The 1,715-nt window shown below is 52.1% G+C and carries 4 protein-coding genes and 1 pseudogene; 1 reads left to right on the top strand and 4 read right to left on the bottom strand.

Translation table 11 applies throughout. The features are described from left to right. Nucleotides 1-162, top strand: coding sequence for an integrase core domain-containing protein (locus KOR42_RS28080; RefSeq protein WP_390620856.1), 162 nt, complete (start codon nucleotides 1-3; stop codon nucleotides 160-162). Between the two features lie 40 nt (nucleotides 163-202). Here the strand turns inward: KOR42_RS28080 and KOR42_RS26185 are convergent, their stop codons facing one another. The 4 genes and pseudogenes from KOR42_RS26185 to KOR42_RS27245 all read right to left on the bottom strand — a co-directional run. Next, nucleotides 203-580, bottom strand: coding sequence for a hypothetical protein (locus KOR42_RS26185; protein WP_231741154.1), 378 nt, complete (start codon nucleotides 578-580; stop codon nucleotides 203-205). 86 nt (nucleotides 581-666) lie between these two features. Beyond that, nucleotides 667-1,098 carry a hypothetical protein gene (locus KOR42_RS26180; RefSeq protein ID WP_146512740.1) on the bottom strand — a complete coding sequence of 144 codons (432 nt, stop codon included), beginning with the start codon at nucleotides 1,096-1,098 and terminating at the stop codon, nucleotides 667-669. A gap of 108 nt (nucleotides 1,099-1,206) precedes the next feature. Then, nucleotides 1,207-1,359, bottom strand: coding sequence for a hypothetical protein (locus KOR42_RS27250; RefSeq protein ID WP_197441631.1), 153 nt, complete (start codon nucleotides 1,357-1,359; stop codon nucleotides 1,207-1,209). A gap of 111 nt (nucleotides 1,360-1,470) precedes the next feature. Then, a pseudogene (locus KOR42_RS27245) lies at nucleotides 1,471-1,715 on the bottom strand (hypothetical protein); the annotation flags it as partial.

Genomic DNA, 1,715 nt, shown 5'->3' with positions numbered 1-1,715 from the left:
ATTCAGGACTGGCGGATGACTTACAACCACCGCCGTCCGCACAGCTCTCTTGGAGGGTTGACGCCTGCCGAATTTTCGACTCAGTGTGCTTCCGTTCCAGAGAAGGTTCCGCCTACGGCTCCACCTTCTCCTCCACTCCAGCACACTGACTTACTTACCTAACCCCAACTCTCATAAGCCTGGTTCAAACTTCGGGGGCATTTCACTCGCATTCAATCTTTACGTTGACGTTGAGGCGATGGATGGATTTGAGTGCCGATCTCATGTCATTGGTTGCAAACGAAGGAGCTATAGTCGCGAGTTCCGCGTGACCCTCCGACGCGATCATTCGGGTCCACGCTTCGTTGATGGTTAGATCGGCGACGGTGGACGACGGCAGCGCGACGAAGCCTGCGGGCGCAAAGCCATCGAATTCACGTACAACAGTCAGTTGCGAGTTTCGTGCCACCACATAGCCGCGAATTGCGCCATCGACTTCGCGTTTGACGTTAACGATGTGCGGCGGACGAAGTGCCATTGAGCCTAGATGTTTCAGTCGGGTAACGGCAGTGATCACCGAGCCGGGACGATAATCTTGCAAGCAGAAAAATTCACACGCAAGCCCGGCTTCGCGTGCATCACATTGTTATCTGGCGATTCGGTGTTGGATTTACGGTGCGGAGTCTATCAACTCCAGTAGGTATGTATTTTAACGTGACCTTGGGATTCGTCCAATTCAAGTTCGGCATGCTGTGCTCCACCGCCGGGATCAATATCGTAGTGCCGGACATCGCCGTCGGTTGTTGGCGTCACACTGTTAGTGCCAGGTGATTTCCTGAGCCAATTTTCTATGTCTGCGAGCGGCGCGTCAAATTCAACAGTAAATTCTCGCGTGAACATATTACCCTGAGTTTCTACGGTGAGGTTCGTTGCCGTAACAGGAAATTCATTCAGTTGCGCCCATTCTTTGGTTGCATCAAGCGCGCTGTGGTAGTTCGCACTCTGCAAGTAGAAGTACCCCACAACTGTGAGCAGCATGAAGACAAGCAGGGGATAGAGTACGCATCCGATCGGAAACGGAAATTTGCTAGCCGTCTCTTTTTTGAAGCCGTCTGTCAAATTTTGCCCCAAGCCAGATAACGACCTGCGTAACCCGGTTGTGGCGAGCGACGCTGAATTCTGAAACCGGCCCGACCACAACTCGGGTTCACGCAATTGTTATGCAATCTATTCTTCGTCACGGACCAACGCCTCAACCCAGTCTGCCAACTGGTCGCCGATCGCCCCGACACCCCGGTAGCGGATTCGCCCATCTAGATCAACAACGCAATATGTTGGGTGGGCGTCGACACGCGCGCTGTTCCACGAATGTTTTCGCATGGAAAGTGTTGATGAATATCGACTTGAGTACGATCGGCTGCAAGAGAAACTGCGTACAATCGCAGAGCGGTGGCGCGCATTATCGTTAGCTCGATTCAAATCTACTACCGCTCAAGCAGCTTTGCGCTCGAAGCCCTTCACCAGTCCGCCCACATACGATTTCACTTTGATGTCGTCCAGATTGATCGTTTCAACTTCATCCGGTTTCTCACCCATTGGCGGTAAGTGATCGCGGACCATGCTGGAACGGGCTGAGTTGTAGTACTCTGTGAATTCTGCGAGCAGGTAATCGAGATGCTGTTTTCCGAAAAGGACGAATTTCGAGAGACATTCAAATTTTATTGTTTGAATCACGC

The sequence above is a fragment of the Thalassoglobus neptunius genome (genome assembly GCF_007859735.1).
Classification (GTDB): Bacteria; Planctomycetota; Planctomycetia; order Planctomycetales; family Planctomycetaceae; genus Thalassoglobus; species Thalassoglobus neptunius.
The sequence above is the reverse complement of the archived record's forward strand: the minus strand, read 5'-3'. Positions and strand labels throughout refer to the sequence as shown.